Origin of the sequence: Haloarcula pellucida (assembly GCF_014647235.1) — an archaeon.
GTDB lineage: Archaea > Halobacteriota > Halobacteria > Halobacteriales > Haloarculaceae > Haloarcula > Haloarcula pellucida.
Genome location: NZ_BMOU01000001.1, coordinates 134,744 through 149,529, shown reverse-complemented (window position 1 = coordinate 149,529; position 14,786 = coordinate 134,744). Strand labels below are relative to the sequence as shown.

Below are 14,786 nucleotides of genomic sequence, written 5' to 3'. Positions count from 1 at the left end.
GAACCTTCTTATCGTATCCGGCAGCATCTACGCCTATGTCACAGGTGGCTGCCGGGGACCTCGCGACACAGGCCGAACGGGTCACCGCCTACGCCATCGAGAACCCGACGATAGTCGTCGCGGCTCTGCTCGCCCTGCTCGTCGTCTCGGGCCTCGCCGTCGCCGTCTACCGCTATCTCACGCGGACGCCGGCCGACCGACTCATGTCGGTGCTCGGCCGGTACGACGAGGTCGCGGTGCTGATGCATCCGAACCCCGACCCCGACGCGATGTCCTCGGCGCTCGCCGTCTCCCAACTGGCGTCGGCGGTGGACACCGAGACGACGCTCTGTTATCCGGGTGAGATTCGCCGGCCGGAGAACCGAGCCTTCGAGACGGTGCTCGACCTCGACTTCGAGCGCATCGAGACCGCCGGCGACATCGCCGCCGACCACGTCGTGTTGGTCGATCACAACGAGGCGCGGGGGTTTCCGGGGGCGAGCGATATCGACCCCGTCGCCGTCGTCGACCACCATCCTGGCGGCGGCACGGGGCGGCAGTTCACCGACGTCAGAACCCATACCGGGGCGTGTGCGACCATCTTCGCCGAGTACTTTCAGGCGCGTGACTGGGGGTTCTACGACGTCGACACGGCGCTGACAGACGGCGGCGTCGAGACGGCCGAGGTCCCGGAAGACGCGCTCCCGAGTCACGTCGCGACCGGCCTCATCTACGGCATCCAATCGGACACGCGGTCGCTGACCAACGGGTGTTCCTCGGACGACTTCGCCGCGGCGGCGTACCTCTACGAGGGCATCGACCCCGACCTGCTCAACCGCATCGCCAATCCGCAGATCGACGCCGAGGTACTGGACGTGAAGGCCCGCGCCATCACCGAGCGCGTCGTGGACCCGCCGTTCGCGTACAGCGACGTCGGCGAGGTGTCGAACACGGACGCCATCCCGCAGGCCGCCGACGAACTGGAGACCCTAGAGGGCATCTCGGCCGTCGTCGTCGTGGGCGAGAGCGACGGGACGCTCCGCATCGCCGGTCGGTCCCGCGACGACCGGGTCCACATCGGCCGAGCCATCGAGTCCGTCGTCGAGTCGATTCCGATGGGAGAGGGCGGCGGCCACGCGCGGATGGGCGGTGGGCAGATCCCCGTCGAGTACATGGCCGGCATCGGCCCCAGCGACGGTATCACGCGCGATGACCTGCGAGAGCACGTGTTCGACGCGATGGCCGGCGAGCGCTGAATCTCGGTCCTTTTGTCCGGTCGGGACGAAGCGTGGGTATGGCAACACGGGAGGCGACATGGGCGTACCGGGACGACCACGACGACTTCGCGCGCACCTTCTACCGCCGGTTCGGCGACGGCGTCGTCTCCAGCATCGGCGTCGGTACGTATCTGGGCGACCCGACCGACGAACGCGACGACGCCTACCACGACGCCATCGTCACCGCGCTGGACGGGGGCGTCAACGTCCTCGATACGGCCATCAACTATCGCCACCAGCGCTCCGAACGCGTCGTCGGGCGGGCGCTTGCCGACGCGGACGTCGACCGCGAGGCCGTCGTCGTCGCGACGAAGGGCGGGTTCGTCCCATTCGACGGGGAGCGACCCGAGAACCCGGGTGCGTACGTCCAGTCGGAGTACGTCGACACGGGCATCGTCGACGCCGACGCCCTCGTCAGCGGCCAGCACTGCATCGCGCCGGAGTTCCTCGACGACCAGTTGGACCGGTCGCTCGACAACCTCGGACTGGACACCGTCGACCTCTACTACGTCCACAACCCCGAGACGCAACTGGCCGAGCACAGCCGCGCAGAAGTGTACGACCAACTAGAGGCCGCCTTCGAGCGACTGGAGGAACGAGCGGCGGCCGGCGACCTGAAACACTACGGGGTGGCGACGTGGGAGGCGTTTCGCGTCCCCGAGAGTCACGACAGCTATCTCTCGCTACCGGAAGTCGTCGAGCGGGCACGGTCGGCCGCGAAGTCGGTCGGAAACACGGCGACGCACTTCCGGGCCATCCAGCTACCGTTCAACGTGTTCATGGCCGACGCGTTCAGCGTCGCGGCCCACGACGGCGCGGACGGCCCGCAGTCGGCGCTGTGGTTCGCTCACGAGGCCGGTCTCGACGTGTTCACGAGCGCGTCTATCATGCAGGGACGACTGGCAGAAGAGATGCCCGAGAGCGTCGAGGGGAAACTCGACGGCGAGACCCGCGCCCAGCGAGCGCTCAACTTCGCGCGGAGCGCCCCCGGCGTGACCTGTTCGCTCGTCGGGACGGGGTCCGCAGAACACGCCGAGGAGAACGTCGACGCCGGGCGGTACGAGCCGCTGGGTGCGGAAGCGTTCGACGCAGTGTTCGAGTAAGTGCGAGACGAGTCCGGCCCGGCAGCCCGCCGCTTGGGTGTCAGCCGAGTTCTTTCCACTCTGTCCCACAGTCGGGACAGACCCGAACCTTGCCGACCTGGTCCGGGTCGTTGTCCGTCGACAGTGGCTCGTCACATGCCGTACACGAGAGTCGACCGTAGCCGTCTTTCTCGACGTCACCCGCACGCAGGGCCTTCCTGACCGAGTCCATACGACTAGCTCTGACAGCCGTGGATAAAAAGACCGTGGCGATTCGGAACAATCTTCGGGGCGAGCGACGACTGTCCGGTGTGTCTCGACGGTCAGTGTTCGGCTCGTTGCTCGGGTTGGTCTTTCTCATCAACCTCTCGCGCGTGGTGTTCGCGCCGTTGCTCGAACCCATCCGGGTCGCGACGGGTGCGAGTAGTGCGACGCTGGGGCTACTGGCGACGCTCGTCTGGGCCGGGAGTGCGGTGACGCGGCTCCCGACCGGCTTCCTGTTGACCCGAGTGAGCCGGGCACAGGCCGTCTTCGGCTCCGGCGTCGTCTTGACGGTGGGGGCGGCCTTTACCGCGCTGACCACGGACCCGACGCTGTTACTCGTCGGGGCGTTCACGATGGGACTCGCAAGCGGCGTCTACATCATCGCCGCGAACACGCTCATCAGCGAACTGTACCCCGACGCGCCGGGCCGCGTCCTCGGCCAGCACGGCGTCGCCAGCCAACTCGCCGCCGTCGCCGCACCGGCGCTCGTCTCCGCGGCGCTCGTCGTCGGGAACTGGCGCGTGACGCTACAGGCGATAGCCGTCGCCGCGGCGGTGATGACGGTCGTGTTCACGCTGATCGCCCGCCAGACGGCGTTCCCCGAGGCCGGCAGCGAGGACAGGGACGTGCTGGGGGCGGTACTGGCACAGTGGCCGATCGTCCTCACCGCGGTAGCGACGCTGGGCTTTACGACGATGGTGTGGAACGGACTGTTCAACTTCTACGTCACGTACCTCGACAGTATCGGCCTCACGAAGGCGACTGGACGGACGCTCCTGCAGGTCACGTTCGGTGCGGGCGTGCCGGCGTTCTACGTCAGCGGACGGCTGGCCGACCGGTTGCCGACGCTCCCGTACATCCTCGTCATCGTCGCAGCCTTCACTGGCTGTATCCTCGTCCTTCCGATAGTTCGGGGGTTCTGGCCGCTGGTGGCCTTCAGCGCCGTCACGGGCTACGTCATCCACAGTAGCTTCCCCGCCGTCGATACGTACCTGCTCGGGTCGCTCCCGGACCGCCACCGCGCCAGCGCGTACGCGGCCTACGGCGCGGGCATGATGATGATACAGGCCCCCGGGAGCGTCATCTTCGGGTTCCTGCTGGACGCTGGCGTCGCCTTCCCGACCATCTTCGAGTGGATGGGCGCCGGACTGGTCGTCCTCTTGCTCGCGCTCCTGACGCTGCACTTCAGCGGCCGGTTGCCGAGGACGGCCGCCGCCTGAGCCCGGAAACGCTGAAGCCGCTGGGGGCCGCGCACCCGATATGGACCTGACTGCCGACGACCTCGCTGGCGTCGTCGACCTCTTCGGTGCGCTCACTCGGACGGAACTCGGACGGGCGTGTTCTGAACTCGCGTTCAAAGCGGGCGAGGACGTCGAAGCCGACGCGTTCGCCGGGGACATCGAGGAAGCGCTCACGTCGTACCACCTGCTTTCGGTCGCCGACCACGACGAGCGTCCCGCCGACGAACTCCTCGTCGTCGGTCCCGCGGCGTTCCCGTCGTTGCCAGAAGGGGCCGGGGACCTCCCACACATCATGGACGTCCCCGACCGAACACTCGCCGACGAGACCGTGGCTCGTGCCGCAGAATCGCAGTTCCGCGAGGACGCCGTACAGGCGGTACAGGCCGGTGACGAGGACCGCATCGCGTCCCTGCTGGACGCGAGCTACGACCTCGAAGCGTGGGGGGCGGTCGAACTAGACGCGGCCCGAGACCGACTCGACGACGCCTGACTGGGAGGACCCGACCGAGTTAAGGACGTACACACCTTCGGTTCGGTATGGACTTCGACCGGCTAAGGGCACACGACGCTGTCGTCGTCGACGACGAGGAGCGCGAGGCAGCCGTGGTCGTGCCGGTCGTTACTCGCCCCGAAGGGGAGGGCATCCTGTTCACGAAACGGGCCGATCACCTGCCAGACCACCCCGGGCAGATGTCGTTCCCCGGCGGGGGGTACGAACCCGAAGACGACGACCTGCTCCGGACGGCACTCCGGGAGGCCAACGAGGAAATCGGTCTCGACCCGCAGGCCGCTCACGTGGTCGGGCGTCTCGACGACATCCGGACCGTCTCGCACTACTCCGTGCGCCCGTTCGTGGCGCGCATCCCCGACCGGGAGTACACCCCCAGCGACGAGGAGGTCGCCGAGGTGGTCGTCCTCCCCGTCTCCGAACTCACCGACCTCGACAACTACGAGTCCGAACACCGCGACCATCCATACTACGGCGAGATACGCCTGCACTTCTTTTACGTCGACGGCTACACCGTCTGGGGGGCCACGGCGCGGATGCTCGTCCAGTTGCTCGAACTGGCGACTGACTGGGAGATGCCACCCGAACCCGACCGGTACGCGGGCCCGGACGACGAGTTCCCCGAGTCGGTGCGGGACCAGATTCGCTGAGAACGACAGGGCTTTCCTCACCGAGACGAATCCACTGACGAATGACGACACTCGCGACCGGGACGCTGGCCGACGTTGGCATCGACGCAGTAGCGCTCAAGCCGGCCGAAGTCGACCCGGCGCGGGCCGTCGACCTCGACGTCGAGACCCTCGCCGTCGACTACGAGGGCCGCGAGCACGTCCCCGACTGCGAGACGCTGGCGACGCTGACCGACCACGCCGAGGTCCGACTGACGACGCCGGTGCGGGCCGACGGGTACGACCCGCTGGGCGACGACTCGGCGCTGGATGCCGTCCCCGAGGCCGTCGACCGCGTCCTCGTGGCCGGCCACGGTGCCTACCTCACGGCGACGGAGGCCGAGCGAGCGGTCGCACCGCGGCTCCGGGCGGCTGCGGCCGACGCCACGGACCCATGGGTGGGAACCGAAGGCATCGAACGCCTCGCGATGGCCGTTGGCGGGACGCAGTACGAACTGCTCTCGCGCTCGACCGACAGAGACCTCCGGGCGCTCAGGGCCGCCGGGTTCGACGGCGAGGTGGCGGTGTACGCACCGCTGGTCCTCACCGGCGACGACGACGCGGTACTGGACGCCGTGGGCGACTACGCCGCCCGACGACGACCGGTTCGGGAGGCCCTCCCGGACGACGCGCGAACCGACAGCGCGGCGACTGGCCGGGCCCGCGACGTGCTCCGACAGGCCGTTGGGGACTACGCGCTCGTCGGCCGCCCGGAGACGGTAGCCGACCGGACCGACCAGTTGCGGGACGCTGGCGCCGACACCGTCGTCGGGTACCCGGCCCGCGGTCTCGGCCCGCTCCTCGGATAGATGCGGGTCGCCGTCGTCGGCGGTGGCTGTGTCGGACTCACCGTCGCCGGTGACCTCGCCGACCGTGGCGCGGCGGTGGCGCTCTACGAACGCGACGAACTGGGTAGCGGCGCGACGGGTCGCGCGGCGGGCATCTGCTACGACGCCTTCGCCGGGTCGGTGGACGCCGCCGTCGCCGCCCGGGCACTCGACCGCTACCGCGAGTGGGACCTACTGACCCCGTGTCCGTACGTCTGGGCTGCCCGCGAGGACGGCGACGCGACGGCGATTCGCCAGCAGGTCCGCGAGATGCAGGCCCACGGACGAGACGTGACCGAACTGTCGCCCGAAGCGCTCGCAGAACGGTATCCGCATCTCGATACGTCTACGGTCACCGCCGCCGGCGTCGCGAACGCCGCCGGGACGCTCGACCCCGATGCGGTCGTGACCGAACTGGCGGCACGCGCCCGGTCGGCCGGCGTGACCATCCTGACCGAGACGCCCGCTACCCTCGCCGACCCGAAGACTGTCGAAACGAGCGACGGGCGCGAACGGTTCGACGCCGTGGTCGTCGCCGGCGGGTCAGCGGCAAAACCGCTGGTTGCCGACGTGGGCGTCTCGCTCGCTCTGAAGACTTACCGGGCACAGGCGCTCGTCACGACCCCGGTCGACGCCGGCCTCCCGTCGTTCTACGACGCGACCGAGGAGTTCTACTGGCGCCCGAAGGGCGAGCGAATCATCGTCGGGAACGGCGCCCACGCCGCCGACCCGGACGACTGGACCGCCGACGCCGACCCCGAGTTCGTCGAGTCGGCGCTGGCGAAGTTCGACGAAGCGACCACGCTCTCACCGGCCGTCGCTCGCTCGTGGGCCGGTCTCTGTACGGCGACGCCCGACCGGGACCCACTGGTCGGGCACGTCGCAGACGGCCTCTACGTCGCCGCTGGGTGGCAGGGTCACGGCCTGATGCGAGCGCCGGCGCTGGGCGAGTTCCTCGCCGAACGGGTGCTCGATGCGGACCCGACCCTGTCCGTCCCGCTCGGCCCTCGCGTCGACCCGACGCGGTTCGACGGCGACGAGTCGTTCGACCCGCTGGGCGACCCGACCGCCGACTGGTGACGTATGCGTCGTAAAACGGCGAAAACAGCGCGCGGTGTCGGTTACTCTTCGATCTCGTCGTCGGCCGCTGTCTCCGCGTCGTCGACCGTCTCGGACTTCGGGATGCGGACCTGCAGGGTCCCGTCGTGTTTCAGCGTCGCCGTCGCGGCCTCGGCGTCGACGACGGCGTCCTCGGGGAGCGTCACCGACCCGTCGAGCGCCAGTCCGCGGCCGGGATAGCGCATCTCGAAGCCGTCGTGGAAGTCCCGGAAGCGGTCGATGCGGACCTCGACGCGGTCGTCGACGTACCGGACCTGCACGTCACTCGCGGTTGCACCGGGGGCGTCGAAGACGACCAGATAGGCGTCCTCGGACTCAAGCAAGTCCGCCGGCAGCGGCTTGTTCTCCTGAACCCGACCGGCGGCCCGACCGATGTTCTCGAAGATAGCGTTGCCGATAGACTCCCCGATGCCGCGAATCATAGCTCCACGGCCTCCAGCGTGTCGGCCTCGCCACAGTACGGACAGGTGAAGTCCCCGACGCCGGTGTCGTCGGGCATATCGTAGGTGTAGTGCAGCTCGAACATATCGAGCGTGCAGTCGTCGTCGGTACAGACGACCTCCAGAGTGGCTGGCATGGTCGTTGGTTGGTTCGTGAGGCTCAAACCGCTTTCGGAGGCGGAACCGGCGCTGTACCCGTCCGAACATTGATTATCTCCCGTGGAGAGGGGACAGGCATGGGTTCCGGTGTTCTGGGCGTGGACTTCAGCGGAGCGAGCGCGGCCGGGGACGCGTTGTGGGTGACTGAAGCCACACAGACTGCAGCAGGGATGTGCATCGACGCGTGCTATCGTGCGACAGCCGAGTGGGGGCGTGACCGCGAGAGCGCACACGCCGGCCTCGTCGAACGAATCCGGGACGACGACGTCGGGACGGTCGGACTGGACTTTCCCTTTAGCCTCCCGCAATCCCTGCTCGACGCCCAGTGTGGCGGCCACTGGCGCGGTTTCCTCGAGTGGGTCTGTAGTGACAGTGGGCCGGCGAGTCCCGACGGCTTCTCGGAAGCGTGTCGCCACACCGCCGAGATGACCGCCGGGAAACGCGATATTCGACGGGAGACGGACGCCCGGCGCGCGGCGCTCTGTCCGTACACGAACCGGGTCCGGAGCATGACCTACCACGGCGCCCGGAACGTCCTCGGCCGCCTCGCCGACGACCCCGCCACCGCCGTCGCGCCGATGCAGGGCCACGACGCCGAGACGGTGGTCTGTGAGGTGTACCCCGCGGCTACCTTCGGGTGGCTTGGCTGTTACCGCGAGGGGTACAAGACCACCGACGGGGCCCGGGCCCGACGTGAGACCAACGTCGAGGCCGTCGCGGCCTGTAGCGTCGACCTCGGCGACCACCGGGAGACGTACCACCGGAACCACGACGCGCTCGACTCGCTGGCCGCCGCCGTCTCCGCCGGCCGGGTCGCCGACGGCGCTCGGCCGACGCCGGTCGGCACCGTCGAGGAAGGCACCATCTACGTGTAGCCCAAGGGCCATATTTCTGTGCGGATCCGGTACGCCGTCTATGACCGACGAACACGGGGGGTTCGAGGGGATCCGCGAGAACGTCGACGGGCACCCGACGGTGGGCCTCGTCGCCTACGCGACACCGTACTGGGCCGACGACTGAGTGATATCGGCGAACGACGTATCAGCCCAGCGCCCGAGTCGGGGCTATGGACGGCGAACCGTCGTCGCTGGGTCGGCTTCGGACGCTCGCACACCTGCTCGACGAGAGCGTCCGCGTTCCGGGCGTCGGCGTCCACGTCGGCCTCGACCCGTTGTTGGGCCTGCTTCCGGTGGCGGGCGACGTCGTGACCGGACTCTGCTCGCTGTACATCGTCCTCGAAGCAGGCAGACTCGGCGTCTCCCGACGAGCGCTGGCCCGGATGCTCCTGAACGTCGCGCTGGACGTGGGCATCGGTGCGGTTCCGGTCGTGGGCGACCTCTTCGACGCCATCTGGAAGGCGAACGTCAGGAACGTCGACCTCGCTGTGGCCGACCTCGAACGGCAGGGATAGCGGCCCGAAACCGTCGGCCGACGAGCGTTCGACTACTGGGCCAGCGCCTCGTTGACGGTGTACAGCAACGCGCCGTACTTGTCGCCGTGGAAGTCCCACATCGTCATGCCGCCGAAGTCGTTGTCGAGGACGTACTCGGCTTTCAGCGCCACCGAACGCATGTTGTCGTAGCTGACGAACTCGCGGTCGTTCTCGGAGTAGAGGTACGGCGCGGCCGCGTCGTCGTGCCAGTAGTACTCGTAGTCGTTGTCGGCGTTGACGTTGTACTCGATGTCCCAGAAGTCGTAGGTCCCCTGCTCCTCGGCGGGGAAGGTGCCGTCCGGAACGCCGTCGAAGGGCTGGTCGAACCCGCGGTTCGCGGGGTCGACGCCGGTGTAGCCGCGGCCGAACGTCGCGAAGGTCAGGTTCAGTTTGGCCGGGTCGATAGGGCGGGCCTTCCACGCGTCCATCGCGTTCGCGGTGTAGTACTGGAAGTCCGGCACGCTGTCCGGGAACGGGTTGTACAGCGGCGCTCCGAACCCGGTGTACTCGTCCCACGGCCCGGCGAAATCGTAGCAGACGACGTTGACCCGGTCGACGGCGTCGGCCAACTCCGCGACGACCAGTTCCTCGGCGAAGTTCGGGTTGATGGCGGCCGAGAGGCTGAGTTCGTAGGACTTGCCGTCCTCCTCGCCAGCGGCGTCGAGTTGTCGCCGGACCTCCTGAACGAGCAGGGTGAACTGGCGGATGTCACCGTCGCGGGTGTACTGGTCGGCGTCCTCGCCACTGGGGTAACGCCAGTCGAGGTCGAGACCGTCGAAGTCGTACTCGCGCAGGATCTCGATGGCGGTGCGAGCAAAGCGGGCGCGGCGAGCGCTGTCGACCGTCACCTTCGAGTAGTACTGCGAGGCGAAGAACCCGCCGATGGAGAGGACCAGCTTCGTGTCGGGGTGGTCCTTCTTGCGGGCCTGGAACGCCGCGAGGTTGCGCGTGTCGGCGAACCGGTCGGCGTAGCCCACGCTCCCGTCCTCTTCGACGGCGAGGTAGGCGTACTGGAGATGCGTGATCTGGTCCAGCGGAACCGCACCCGGCATGTAGTCACGTTCGTAGCGGGACCACGCCGGGTAGATGCCGACGACGGACTTCCCTGGCGGTGGCGTGTTCTTGACACCGCGTACCGCGTGAATCGAGCCACTACGTGCGCCGCGTGCGCCCCCGGACAGACCGATGGCGGCCGTCGCACCGAGCGCCCCCAAGAAGCCTCTGCGTGATAACGTGGATTTCATAATCGTACCAATATATACGCAAATCCAATATATATTTGTTGTGACTGGTTATATTCCTGTAATCATATCAACTTTCGCCGACACGACGTGGCCGACCAGACACCGTTTTAGGCGTCGAGCGTCAATCCGCGCCCATGACTGTAGACCCCGAGACGCTCGACGTGACCATCGTCGACGGCTACGTCGACGAACCCGCACACTTCGGGGTGCCGCCCTACATCTCGACGTACCCGCGGTACGCCGCCGGTGCGATGGTCGACGCCGGCGTCCCCCGCGAGCAGATCACCTACCACACCATCGACGAACTCCGCGAGGACCGCCACCTGTGGCGCGACGTCGAGGAGGCCGACCTCATGGTGTACGTCGGCGGGATGACCGTCCCCGGGAAGTACGTCGGCGGGACCCCCGCCGAACCGGACGAGGTGCGGAAACTGGCGTGGACGGCCGACGGTACCTCCGTCATCGGCGGCCCCGTCCGCTTTGGCGTGGGCGAGGCAAACGAAGGCGCCAGCGAAACGGCGCGCGACGACTTAGACTTCGACTTCCTCGCGATGGCCGACGTCGAGGCGGCCGTCTACGACCTCGTCGACTCCGGCCTCGAAGGGTTCGAGAACCGCTACCGCTCCGTCGAGGAGGAGACTCGATGGGCCCGGTCGGGCGCGTTCGTCGTCGAACAGCACCCCAACCACCCGGCGTACCTCATCTGCGAGATGGAGACCTCTCGGGGCTGTCCGTACCGCTGTTCGTTCTGCACGGAACCGATGTACGGCAATCCGGACTTCCGGCCGCCCGAGAGCGTCGTCGACGAGGTGGACGCGCTCTCGGACCGCGGAGTGAAGCACTTCCGTCTCGGTCGGCAGGCCGACATCCTCGCCTACGGCGGCGACGGCGAGGCGCCGAACCCCGACGCGCTCCGTCGCCTCTACGGCGGCATCCGCGAGGTGGCGCCGGACTTAGAGACGCTCCACCTCGACAACATGAACCCCATCACCATCGTCAAGTGGCCCGAGAAGGCACGCGAGGGGATACGCATCATCGCCGAGCACAACACGCCCGGCGACACCGCCGCGTTCGGCCTCGAGTCGGCCGACCCCGCCGTCCAGAGCGACAACAACCTCAACGTCACCGCCGACGAGTGCTTCGAGGCAGTGAAGATAGTCAACGAAGTGGGCGGATTCCGTCCCGGTGGCGACAGGGGCTCCGCGCCGAACTTCGGCGACGACGCCGCGCGACGCCTGCCGAAACTCCTACCGGGCATCAACCTCGTCCACGGCCTGAAAGGCGAAACGCGGGAGACGTTCGAACACAACAAGCGGTTCCTCCAGCGCGTCTACGACGAGGGCCTGCTGCTCCGCCGCGTGAACATCCGGCAGGTGATGGCCTTCGAGGGGACGGACATGGCCGACACCGGCGCAGAGATAGCGAAAGACCACAAACAACTGTTCAAACAGTACAAGCGGGAGGTCCGCGAGGAGATTGACAACCCGATGCTCCAGCGCGTCGCGCCGCCGGGGACGGTGCTGCCGGACGTCCATCTGGAGTACCATCAGGACGGCAAGACGTTCGGCCGGCAACTCGGCACCTACCCGTTGCTGGTCGGACTGCCGGGCGAGCGAGAACTCGGACAGACGATTGACGTCGCCATCACCGACCACGGCTACCGGTCGGTGACCGGCGTCCCCTACCCACTCGACGTCAACAGCGCCTCGATGGACGAACTGTCGACGATCCCGGGCGTCGGGCAGAGTCGTGCCGGGGACATCCTCGTAGGCCGACCTTACGAATCCGAGACGGAGGTCGGTGAGGACCTCTCGCCGTTCGTCACGGCCCAATCCCACGGCGGAGCCGACTGACAGCCCGTCGAACACACATTAGCACCTCTCTAGGGACTTAACACGGTGTTGGTGGGTCAGCGTGCGTTCGAACGAACAGAAGGTACTTTTGGCTCCCTCGCTCAGTGGACACCAATGACCGACGTCGAGGTGAGCGTCGTCCTCCCCGCCTACAACGAGGAGGACACCATCGAGCGGACCGTCTCAGTCACGCTGGAGACGCTCGCCGCCTTTCTCCCCGAAGATGCGTTCGAAGTCATCGTCGCCGAAGACGGCTGTGCGGACCGGACGCCGGAGATAGCGACCCGACTCGCCGACGAAGACGACCGTGTCCGACACATCCACTCCGACAGACGCCTCGGTCGCGGGGGCGCACTGGAGTACGCCTTCGACCGGGCCGATGGCCAGACGCTGGTGTACTTCGACACCGACCTCGCGACGGACATGCGCCACCTCGAAGAACTCGTCGAGAGCGTCCGCTCTGGCGAGTACGACGTGGCCACGGGGTCACGCTGGATGCCCGAGAACCGGGCGGACCGCCCGGCGAAACGTGGCATCCCGAGCATCGGCTACAACACGCTGGTCCGAGGAGTGTTGCGCTCGGACCTCAAGGACCACCAGTGCGGCTTCAAGGCGTTCGACCGACAGGCCTTCGAAGCGCTCGCACCGTCCGTCCAGGACGAACACTGGTTCTGGGACACGGAGATGCTCGTCAAGGCCCAGCGGCGCGGGTTCAGCGTCAAGGAGTTCGCCGTCGACTGGGAACCGAAGGGCGACTCGAAGGTCGACATCGTCCGGGACGTCTTCGGGATGGGGAGCCAGATTCTCCGGACCGGCTGGGAGCTGTCGGTTCGTCCGCGAATCACCCGCCGCGTGTCGCTCGGCGCCGGGACGGCGCTGGTCGTGGTGGCGCTCCTCCTGATGACCCAGTACCTGAACCCCCATACGGTCCTGAACGAGATGGCCGGTGCGGACCCCGCCCTCGTCGGAGCCAGTGCCGTCGTCTACGCGCTCTCGTGGCCGCTGCGTGGCGCACGCTATCGAGACATCCTGCAGTCGATGGGCTTTCGCGAGCGCTGGGACTTCCTCACGGGCGCGGTGTTCATCAGCCAGACCGGGAACCTCGTGTTCCCGGCGCGGGCGGGCGACGCCGTTCGCGCCTACGTCGTGAAGGCCCGGCGCTCTATCCCGTACCCCTCCGGGTTCGCGTCGCTGGCCGTCGAGCGCGTCTTCGACCTGCTGACCATCACGCTACTGGCCGGCGTCGTGCTGATGGGACTCGCGGCGACGGGGTCGGCCGACACGCTGGTCGGCGCGGTCACCGGCGACGTGGCGGGCGGTGACGCCGCCGCGAGCGGACAGACAGCTATCGCCGTCGCCGCGTTCGTCGGTGTGGCTGCTATCGGCTCCGTCGTCGCCATCGTCGCCAGCGCCCACTCCGACCGGAACCTCGTCCGCCGGACGGTCGGCCGCCTGAGCGACGACTCCTACGCCGACTACGTCGCGGGCGTCGTCGAGCGGTTCGTCGGCGACGTACAGACGGTGGCCGGCGACGGCCGCTCGTTCGCCCGCGTCGGCCTCGCGAGTCTCGCCATCTGGGCGCTGGACGTGGTGACGGCACTGCTCGTCTTCGCCGCGTTCGGCTACCCGCTGACTCCCTCGCTGGTCGCCGTCGGCTTCTTCGCCGTCAGCGTCGGGAACCTCGCGAAGGTGCTCCCGCTCACGCCCGGCGGCGTCGGCCTCTACGAAGGCGCGTTCACCGTCATCGTCGTGCCGCTGACACCCGCGGGCATCGGCGTCGCGACGGCGCTCTCGGTCGCCATCGTCGACCACGCCGTGAAGAACGCCGTCACCATCGTCGGCGGCGTCACCTCGATGGCGTGGCTCAACGTCTCGCTGACCAAAGCCGTCGAGGAGTCCCGGACCGCCGCCGACGTCGAACCCGAGGCGACCGACTGACCGCCGACGCGCCGCCGTGACGCTGTTCGACCGCACGTCTCCAATGAAGCGTCGTGACAGTTCGAGTCGTATTTCGTATCAACGTATGTCGAACCGGTGCCGAAACCGTGGAACGAAACGTCGGCGGGTACGACCGCATCGGTCGCCTCCTGTTCGGCCCGGTCTCGCTGGTCGTCGGAGCCGCGATACTCCGGGGCGTCGTCAGTCTCGACGCCGGGCGATTGGCCATCGTTGCGGGATCATCGCCGCCGCTGTCGGGGCCCGTCTTCCTCCCCACAGCGGGACTACGCTGGCGTCCGATAAACGCCCTCGCGGGGTTCGACACCGACGAGGGCCGGAAGACGACTGGCCGCTCGGGCGACGAGTTGGGGACCGAAACCCGGTCGAACTGGTGTCCGGGCGGGTAATGTGAACTATCCAACCTCTTTATCCTCACTGGCGGCGTACTACCGCACGGTGAACACCACTATGGAAAAGAACGTCGGTGGATTCGACCGCACCGCACGGTTCGTCGTTGGACCGATCCTGTTCCTCGTCGGCATCGCAGCGCTGGGCGGCGTGTTGACACTGGCAGCGGGGACGATTGGATTGGTTCTCGGGGGACTCGCACTGCTCGTGGGCCTCGTCCTCACGGTCACTGCGGTCACGCAGAAGTGCCCGTTGAACTCCGTGATCGGACTGGATACTTACCGTGGCGGGTCGTCCCCGGACGCCGGTGACGAGGTAGACCGCGGGACGAGTGGGAACTGAGTTCG

The 14,786-nt window shown here is 67.8% G+C and carries 17 protein-coding genes; 13 read left to right on the top strand and 4 right to left on the bottom strand.

Annotation, left to right across the window (positions count from 1 at the left end; all coding sequences use genetic code 11):
• Window positions 1-35 precede the first annotated feature (35 nt).
• Both IEY28_RS00835 and IEY28_RS00830 read left to right on the top strand, forming a co-directional pair.
• Window positions 36-1,235, top strand: a complete 1,200-nt coding sequence (locus IEY28_RS00835) for a DHH family phosphoesterase (RefSeq protein WP_188993658.1) — start codon at window positions 36-38, stop codon at window positions 1,233-1,235.
• Window positions 1,236-1,273: 38 nt separating this feature from the next.
• Window positions 1,274-2,359 carry an aldo/keto reductase gene (locus IEY28_RS00830; RefSeq protein WP_188993656.1) on the top strand — a complete coding sequence of 362 codons (1,086 nt, stop codon included), beginning with the start codon at window positions 1,274-1,276 and terminating at the stop codon, window positions 2,357-2,359.
• A 40-nt stretch (window positions 2,360-2,399) separates the two neighbouring features.
• Here the strand turns inward: IEY28_RS00830 and IEY28_RS00825 are convergent, their stop codons facing one another.
• Complete coding sequence (locus IEY28_RS00825) at window positions 2,400-2,570, bottom strand: HVO_0758 family zinc finger protein (protein WP_188993654.1); 171 nt, start codon at window positions 2,568-2,570, stop codon at window positions 2,400-2,402.
• A gap of 115 nt (window positions 2,571-2,685) precedes the next feature.
• Between IEY28_RS00825 and IEY28_RS00820 the strand changes: the two genes are divergently transcribed.
• Genes IEY28_RS00820 through IEY28_RS00800 form a run of 5 tightly spaced genes read left to right on the top strand, consistent with a single transcriptional unit; the run spans window position 2,686 to window position 6,926 of the window.
• On the top strand, window positions 2,686-3,822 hold the full coding sequence (locus tag IEY28_RS00820; protein ID WP_188995658.1) for an MFS transporter: 1,137 nt from the start codon (window positions 2,686-2,688) through the stop codon (window positions 3,820-3,822).
• Window positions 3,823-3,862: 40 nt separating this feature from the next.
• Window positions 3,863-4,333: a DUF7109 family protein gene (locus IEY28_RS00815; protein WP_188993652.1), complete on the top strand. Its 471-nt coding sequence runs from the start codon at window positions 3,863-3,865 to the stop codon at window positions 4,331-4,333.
• A 47-nt stretch (window positions 4,334-4,380) separates the two neighbouring features.
• Window positions 4,381-5,001, top strand: coding sequence for an NUDIX hydrolase (locus tag IEY28_RS00810; protein ID WP_166968641.1), 621 nt, complete (start codon window positions 4,381-4,383; stop codon window positions 4,999-5,001).
• A 41-nt stretch (window positions 5,002-5,042) separates the two neighbouring features.
• Window positions 5,043-5,828, top strand: coding sequence for a DUF7388 family protein (locus tag IEY28_RS00805; protein ID WP_188993650.1), 786 nt, complete (start codon window positions 5,043-5,045; stop codon window positions 5,826-5,828).
• Window positions 5,829-6,926, top strand: coding sequence for an NAD(P)/FAD-dependent oxidoreductase (locus tag IEY28_RS00800; RefSeq protein ID WP_188993648.1), 1,098 nt, complete (start codon window positions 5,829-5,831; stop codon window positions 6,924-6,926). It begins immediately after the preceding gene.
• A 41-nt stretch (window positions 6,927-6,967) separates the two neighbouring features.
• On the opposite strand, the gene IEY28_RS00795 is transcribed toward IEY28_RS00800, so the two are convergent.
• Together IEY28_RS00795 and IEY28_RS00790 are read right to left on the bottom strand one after the other, a co-directional pair.
• The gene (locus tag IEY28_RS00795) at window positions 6,968-7,387 is read right to left on the bottom strand and encodes an Hsp20/alpha crystallin family protein (RefSeq protein WP_188993646.1); all 420 of its coding nucleotides are present in this window, start codon (window positions 7,385-7,387) and stop codon (window positions 6,968-6,970) included.
• Window positions 7,384-7,542 carry a DUF7559 family protein gene (locus tag IEY28_RS00790; RefSeq protein ID WP_166968633.1) on the bottom strand — a complete coding sequence of 53 codons (159 nt, stop codon included), beginning with the start codon at window positions 7,540-7,542 and terminating at the stop codon, window positions 7,384-7,386. The genes IEY28_RS00795 and IEY28_RS00790 overlap by 4 nt, the downstream gene beginning before the upstream one ends.
• A 99-nt stretch (window positions 7,543-7,641) precedes the next feature.
• Between IEY28_RS00790 and IEY28_RS00785 the strand changes: the two genes are divergently transcribed.
• Both IEY28_RS00785 and IEY28_RS00780 read left to right on the top strand, forming a co-directional pair.
• Window positions 7,642-8,439: a DUF429 domain-containing protein gene (locus IEY28_RS00785; RefSeq protein ID WP_188993644.1), complete on the top strand. Its 798-nt coding sequence runs from the start codon at window positions 7,642-7,644 to the stop codon at window positions 8,437-8,439.
• 191 nt (window positions 8,440-8,630) lie between these two features.
• Window positions 8,631-8,975 carry a DUF4112 domain-containing protein gene (locus IEY28_RS00780; RefSeq protein WP_188993642.1) on the top strand — a complete coding sequence of 115 codons (345 nt, stop codon included), beginning with the start codon at window positions 8,631-8,633 and terminating at the stop codon, window positions 8,973-8,975.
• A 32-nt stretch (window positions 8,976-9,007) separates the two neighbouring features.
• Here IEY28_RS00780 and IEY28_RS00775 read toward each other — a convergent pair whose 3' ends face one another.
• Window positions 9,008-10,240 (bottom strand): glycoside hydrolase family 18 protein, encoded by a 1,233-nt coding sequence (locus IEY28_RS00775; RefSeq protein ID WP_188993640.1) that lies wholly within the window; start codon window positions 10,238-10,240, stop codon window positions 9,008-9,010.
• Between the two features lie 134 nt (window positions 10,241-10,374).
• Here IEY28_RS00775 and IEY28_RS00770 point away from each other — a divergent pair, with 134 nt between their 5' ends.
• The 4 genes from IEY28_RS00770 (at window position 10,375) to IEY28_RS00755 (ending at window position 14,781) form a co-directional block, all read left to right on the top strand.
• Entirely contained in the window at window positions 10,375-12,093 is a 1,719-nt protein-coding gene (locus IEY28_RS00770; RefSeq protein WP_188993637.1) for a radical SAM protein, read from the top strand.
• Between the two features lie 114 nt (window positions 12,094-12,207).
• Window positions 12,208-14,031: a flippase-like domain-containing protein gene (locus IEY28_RS00765; RefSeq protein WP_188993635.1), complete on the top strand. Its 1,824-nt coding sequence runs from the start codon at window positions 12,208-12,210 to the stop codon at window positions 14,029-14,031.
• Window positions 14,032-14,138: 107 nt separating this feature from the next.
• Window positions 14,139-14,438, top strand: a complete 300-nt coding sequence (locus IEY28_RS00760; RefSeq protein WP_188993633.1) for a YgaP family membrane protein — start codon at window positions 14,139-14,141, stop codon at window positions 14,436-14,438.
• A 61-nt stretch (window positions 14,439-14,499) separates the two neighbouring features.
• Entirely contained in the window at window positions 14,500-14,781 is a 282-nt protein-coding gene (locus tag IEY28_RS00755) for a YgaP family membrane protein (RefSeq protein WP_188993631.1), read from the top strand.
• The last annotated feature ends 5 nt before the right edge of the window (window positions 14,782-14,786 follow it).

Excerpts from the sequence above, each read along its gene's own strand:
- IEY28_RS00835 (WP_188993658.1), top strand. The coding sequence starts at position 36 with ATGTCACAGGTGGCTGCCGGGGACCTCGCGACACAGGCCGAACGGGTC.
- IEY28_RS00830 (WP_188993656.1), top strand. The coding sequence starts at position 1,274 with ATGGCAACACGGGAGGCGACATGGGCGTACCGGGACGACCACGACGAC.
- IEY28_RS00825 (WP_188993654.1), bottom strand. The coding sequence starts at position 2,570 with ATGGACTCGGTCAGGAAGGCCCTGCGTGCGGGTGACGTCGAGAAAGAC.
- IEY28_RS00815 (WP_188993652.1), top strand. The coding sequence starts at position 3,863 with ATGGACCTGACTGCCGACGACCTCGCTGGCGTCGTCGACCTCTTCGGT.
- IEY28_RS00810 (WP_166968641.1), top strand. The coding sequence starts at position 4,381 with ATGGACTTCGACCGGCTAAGGGCACACGACGCTGTCGTCGTCGACGAC.
- IEY28_RS00805 (WP_188993650.1), top strand. The coding sequence starts at position 5,043 with ATGACGACACTCGCGACCGGGACGCTGGCCGACGTTGGCATCGACGCA.
- IEY28_RS00800 (WP_188993648.1), top strand. The coding sequence starts at position 5,829 with ATGCGGGTCGCCGTCGTCGGCGGTGGCTGTGTCGGACTCACCGTCGCC.
- IEY28_RS00795 (WP_188993646.1), bottom strand. The coding sequence starts at position 7,387 with ATGATTCGCGGCATCGGGGAGTCTATCGGCAACGCTATCTTCGAGAAC.
- IEY28_RS00790 (WP_166968633.1), bottom strand. The coding sequence starts at position 7,542 with ATGCCAGCCACTCTGGAGGTCGTCTGTACCGACGACGACTGCACGCTC.
- IEY28_RS00785 (WP_188993644.1), top strand. The coding sequence starts at position 7,642 with ATGGGTTCCGGTGTTCTGGGCGTGGACTTCAGCGGAGCGAGCGCGGCC.
- IEY28_RS00780 (WP_188993642.1), top strand. The coding sequence starts at position 8,631 with ATGGACGGCGAACCGTCGTCGCTGGGTCGGCTTCGGACGCTCGCACAC.
- IEY28_RS00775 (WP_188993640.1), bottom strand. The coding sequence starts at position 10,240 with ATGAAATCCACGTTATCACGCAGAGGCTTCTTGGGGGCGCTCGGTGCG.
- IEY28_RS00770 (WP_188993637.1), top strand. The coding sequence starts at position 10,375 with ATGACTGTAGACCCCGAGACGCTCGACGTGACCATCGTCGACGGCTAC.
- IEY28_RS00765 (WP_188993635.1), top strand. The coding sequence starts at position 12,208 with ATGACCGACGTCGAGGTGAGCGTCGTCCTCCCCGCCTACAACGAGGAG.
- IEY28_RS00755 (WP_188993631.1), top strand. The coding sequence starts at position 14,500 with ATGGAAAAGAACGTCGGTGGATTCGACCGCACCGCACGGTTCGTCGTT.